This is a genomic window from Micromonospora sp. HM5-17 (assembly GCF_003762835.1).
In the GTDB taxonomy this organism is placed as follows: Bacteria; Actinomycetota; Actinomycetes; order Mycobacteriales; family Micromonosporaceae; genus Plantactinospora.
This window is the reverse complement of sequence record NZ_RJWA01000024.1, coordinates 1-5201: the sequence shown is the minus strand read 5'-3', so window position 1 is coordinate 5201 and position 5201 is coordinate 1. Positions and strand designations below refer to the sequence as shown.

General features: G+C 58.1%; 3 rRNA genes. All 3 read left to right on the top strand.

Features of this window, described 5'->3' with window-relative positions:
- The first annotated feature begins 89 nt into the window (after nucleotides 1-89).
- A 16S ribosomal RNA gene (locus tag EF879_RS26695) occupies nucleotides 90-1609 on the top strand.
- A 236-nt stretch (nucleotides 1610-1845) separates the two neighbouring features.
- Nucleotides 1846-4958: ribosomal RNA gene (locus EF879_RS26690) — 23S ribosomal RNA — on the top strand.
- Nucleotides 4959-5045: 87 nt separating this feature from the next.
- A 5S ribosomal RNA gene (rrf, locus tag EF879_RS26685) occupies nucleotides 5046-5162 on the top strand.
- The 16S, 23S and 5S rRNA genes sit together here, the layout of an rRNA operon.
- Nucleotides 5163-5201 lie beyond the last annotated feature (39 nt).

Genomic DNA, 5201 nt, shown 5'->3' with positions numbered 1-5201 from the left:
CGGTGTGTGGTTGTTCTTTGAGAACTCAACAGGGTGTCTGTTTAGCCAGTGCTTGTTTTTGTGCAGCGCTTGTGCGTTGTTTGTGTTTTTTGTTGGAGAGTTTGATCCTGGCTCAGGACGAACGCTGGCGGCGTGCTTAACACATGCAAGTCGAGCGGAAAGGCCCTTCGGGGTACTCGAGCGGCGAACGGGTGAGTAACACGTGAGTAACCTGCCCTAGGCTTTGGGATAACCCCGGGAAACCGGGGCTAATACCGGATATGACCTGGTGCCGCATGGTGTTGGGTGGAAAGTTTTTTCGGCCTGGGATGGGCTCGCGGCCTATCAGCTTGTTGGTGGGGTGATGGCCTACCAAGGCGATGACGGGTAGCCGGCCTGAGAGGGCGACCGGCCACACTGGGACTGAGACACGGCCCAGACTCCTACGGGAGGCAGCAGTGGGGAATATTGCACAATGGGCGGAAGCCTGATGCAGCGACGCCGTGTGAGGGATGAAGGCCTTCGGGTTGTAAACCTCTTTCAGCAGGGACGAAGCGTGAGTGACGGTACCTGCAGAAGAAGCGCCGGCCAACTACGTGCCAGCAGCCGCGGTAAGACGTAGGGCGCGAGCGTTGTCCGGATTTATTGGGCGTAAAGAGCTCGTAGGCGGCTTGTCGCGTCGACTGTGAAAACCCGCGGCTTAACTGTGGGCTTGCAGTCGATACGGGCGGGCTAGAGTTCGGTAGGGGAGACTGGAATTCCTGGTGTAGCGGTGAAATGCGCAGATATCAGGAGGAACACCGGTGGCGAAGGCGGGTCTCTGGGCCGATACTGACGCTGAGGAGCGAAAGCGTGGGGAGCGAACAGGATTAGATACCCTGGTAGTCCACGCTGTAAACGTTGGGCGCTAGGTGTGGGGGGCCTCTCCGGTTTCCTGTGCCGTAGCTAACGCATTAAGCGCCCCGCCTGGGGAGTACGGCCGCAAGGCTAAAACTCAAAGGAATTGACGGGGGCCCGCACAAGCGGCGGAGCATGCGGATTAATTCGATGCAACGCGAAGAACCTTACCTGGGTTTGACATGGCCGCAAAACCTGCAGAGATGTGGGGTCCTTCGGGGGCGGTCACAGGTGGTGCATGGCTGTCGTCAGCTCGTGTCGTGAGATGTTGGGTTAAGTCCCGCAACGAGCGCAACCCTTGTTCGATGTTGCCAGCACGTGATGGTGGGGACTCATCGAAGACTGCCGGGGTCAACTCGGAGGAAGGTGGGGATGACGTCAAGTCATCATGCCCCTTATGTCCAGGGCTTCACGCATGCTACAATGGCCGGTACAATGGGCTGCGATACCGTGAGGTGGAGCGAATCCCAAAAAGCCGGTCTCAGTTCGGATCGGGGTCTGCAACTCGACCCCGTGAAGTCGGAGTCGCTAGTAATCGCAGATCAGCAATGCTGCGGTGAATACGTTCCCGGGCCTTGTACACACCGCCCGTCACGTCACGAAAGTCGGCAACACCCGAAGCCGGTGGCCTAACCCCTGTTTGGGGAGGGAGCTGTCGAAGGTGGGGCTGGCGATTGGGACGAAGTCGTAACAAGGTAGCCGTACCGGAAGGTGCGGCTGGATCACCTCCTTTCTAAGGAGCGCCTTTTTCCCCTGCTGTGGTGGTGGGGGTATGGGTGGGTGCTGGCTGGTGGGCATCCTGTTGGGTCCTGAGGGAACAACCTTCGTGGTGTTTGGTGGGGTTGTTTCTGGTGCCAGGCATGGCCTTGGTGTGGCATACCGCCGGTGGGTGCCGGGTTTGGTGTCGCGCTGTGGGTTGTGGGTTGGTCGTTTGTTGAGAATTGCACAGTGGAGCGCGAGCATCTTTGTGGTCAAGTTGTCAAGGGCGGACGGTGGATGCCTTGGCACCAGGGGCCGATGAAGGACGTGGGAGGCCGCGATAGGCCTGGGGGAGCTGTCAACCGAGCTGTGATCCCAGGGTGTCCGAATGGGGGAACCTGGCACCAGTCATGTGGTGTCACCCGCACCTGAATTCATAGGGTGTGTGGGGGGTACGCGGGGAAGTGAAACATCTCAGTACCCGTAGGAAGAGAAAACAATAGTGATTCCGTGAGTAGTGGCGAGCGAAAGCGGAGGAGGCTAAACCGGCTGCGTGTGATACCTGTCAGGGGTTGCGTGGTCGGGGTTGTGGGAGCCTGCGGCACGGGCTGACACTCGTGCGGGGAGTTATAAAGCCAGTTGCTAGCCGAATGGTCTGGAAAGGCTGACCGTAGACGGTGATAGTCCGGTAGGTGAAAGTGGCTGGTCTCCTGTGGGTTGTCCCGAGTAGCGGCGGACTCCTGGAATCTGCCGTGAATCTGCCAGGACCACCTGGTAAGCCTAAATACTTCCTGGTGACCGATAGCGGACGAGTACCGTGAGGGAATGGTGAAAAGTACCCCGGGAGGGGAGTGAAATAGTACCTGAAACCGTTCGCCTACAATCCGTCGGAGCCTTTTTTGGGTGACGGCGTGCCTTTTGAAGAATGAGCCTGCGAGTTAGTGGCACGTGGCGAGGTTAACCCGGGTGGGGTAGCCGTAGCGAAAGCGAGTCTGAATAGGGCGTGTGAGTCGCGTGTTCTAGACCCGAAGCGGGGTGATCTAGCCATGGGCAGGCTGAAGCGTGGGTAAGACTGCGTGGAGGGCCGAACCCACCAACGTTGAAAAGTTGGGGGATGACCTGTGGTTAGGGGTGAAAGGCCAATCAAACTCCGTGATAGCTGGTTCTCCCCGAAATGCATTTAGGTGCAGCGTCGTGTGTTTCTTGCCGGAGGTAGAGCACTGGATGGTCTAGGGGCCCTACAAGGTTACCGAAATCAGCTAAACTCCGAATGCCGGTAAGTGAGAGCACGGCAGTGAGACTGCGGGGGATAAGCTTCGTAGTCGAGAGGGAAACAGCCCAGATCACCAGCTAAGGCCCCTAAGTGTGTGCTAAGTGGAAAAGGATGTGGGGTCGCTGAGACAACCAGGAGGTTGGCTTAGAAGCAGCCATCCTTTAAAGAGTGCGTAATAGCTCACTGGTCAAGTGGTTCCGCGCCGACAATGTAGCGGGGCTTAAGTACACCGCCGAAGCTGTGGCATTCACACGTTGTGCTTCGCATCGCCTTGTGGGGTGGTGTGCAGGTGTGTGGATGGGTAGGGGAGCGTCGTGCCGGGGGTGAAGCGGCCGAGTGATCGAGTTGTGGACGCGGCACGAGTGAGAATGCAGGCATGAGTAGCGAGAGAAGGGTGGGAAACCCTTCCGCCGGATGACCAAGGGTTCCAGGGCCAGGTTAATCCGCCCTGGGTGAGTCGGGGCCTAAGGCGAGGCCGAGAGGCGTAGTCGATGGATAACGGGTTGATATTCCCGTACCCGCGTAGGAGCGACCATGATGAACCTCGTTGTGCTAACTGTCTGATCTCGTGGGGGTTTTCGGACTTCTGCGGGTGAGGGTGGGATCCTGGCGGGTAGTAGTCAAGCGATGGGGTGACGCAGGAAGGTAGCTGAGCCCGGCCGGTGGTTGTGCCGGGGTAAGCGTGTAGGCTGGTGTGTAGGTAAATCCGCGCACTGTGTGGCTGAGACGTGATGCCGAGCCGATTCAGGCGAAGTCAGTGATCCTATGCTGCCGAGAAAAGCCTCTAGCGAGTTCCGAGCGGCCCGTACCCTAAACCGACACAGGTGGTCAGGTAGAGAATACCGAGGCGTTCGGGTGAACTGTGGTTAAGGAACTCGGCAAGTTGCCCCCGTAACTTAGGGAGAAGGGGGGCCGGAGACGTGAAGCCCCTTTGCGGGTGGAGCGTTGTATGGCCGCAGAGAGCAGGGGGAAGCGACTGTTTACTAAAAACACAGGTCCATGCGAAGAAGTAATTCGATGTATATGGACTGACGCCTGCCCGGTGCTGGAACGTTAAGGGGACCGGTTAGCCTCTTGTGGGGCGAAGCTGAGAACTTAAGCGCCAGTAAACGGCGGTGGTAACTATAACCATCCTAAGGTAGCGAAATTCCTTGTCGGGTAAGTTCCGACCTGCACGAATGGCGTAACGACTTCCCCACTGTCTCAACCACAGGCCCGGCGAAATTGCATTACGAGTAAAGATGCTCGTTACGCGCGGCAGGACGGAAAGACCCCGGGACCTTTACTACAGCTTGACATTGGTGCCTGAATTAGCTTGTGTAGGATAGGTGGGAGCCTGTGAAGCGGGTACGCCAGTATTCGTGGAGGCGTCGTTGAAATACCACTCTGGCTGGTTTGGGTATCTAACTTGGGGCCCTTATCGGGTTCAGGGACAGTGTCTGGTGGGTAGTTTAACTGGGGCGGTTGCCTCCTAAAGGGTAACGGAGGCGCCCAAAGGTTCCCTCAGCCTGGTTGGCAATCAGGTGTTGAGTGTAAGTGTATAAGGGAGCTTGACTGTGAGACTGACGGGTCGAGCAGGGACGAAAGTCGGGACTAGTGATCCGGCACTTGCGTGTGGAAGCGGTGTCGCTCAACGGATAAAAGGTACCCCGGGGATAACAGGCTGATCTTCCCCAAGAGTCCATATCGACGGGATGGTTTGGCACCTCGATGTCGGCTCGTCGCATCCTGGGGCTGTAGCAGGTCCCAAGGGTTGGGCTGTTCGCCCATTAAAGCGGTACGCGAGCTGGGTTTAGAACGTCGTGAGACAGTTCGGTCCCTATCCGCCGTGCGCGTAGGATACTTGAGAAGGGCTGTCCCTAGTACGAGAGGACCGGGACGGACGAACCTCTGGTGTGCCAGTTGTCCCGCCAGGGGCACGGCTGGTTGGCTACGTTCGGAAGGGATAACCGCTGAAAGCATCTAAGCGGGAAGCCTGCTTCGAGATGAGGTATCCCTCCCCGTTTGTGGGGGTAAGGCTCCCAGGTGATGACTGGGTTGATAGGCCGGAGATGTAAGCCAGGTAACTGGTTGAGTTGACCGGTACTAATAGGCCGAGTGGCTTGACTGCAAGGTGTTTGTGTTCCACTGTGTGATTCTGGGCAAGCGAACAACCCTGTCTGGTGTGGGTGTGGGGTTGTTGGTTTGTGGTGAGGGTTACGGCGGCTATGGCGGAGGGGAAACGCCCGGTTACATTCCGAACCCGGTAGCTAAGCCCTCCAGCGCTGATGGTACTGCACTTGTGAGGGTGTGGGAGAGTAGGACGCCGCCGGACATCGTGTTGGTGGGGGCCACCCGTGTGGGGGTGGCCCCC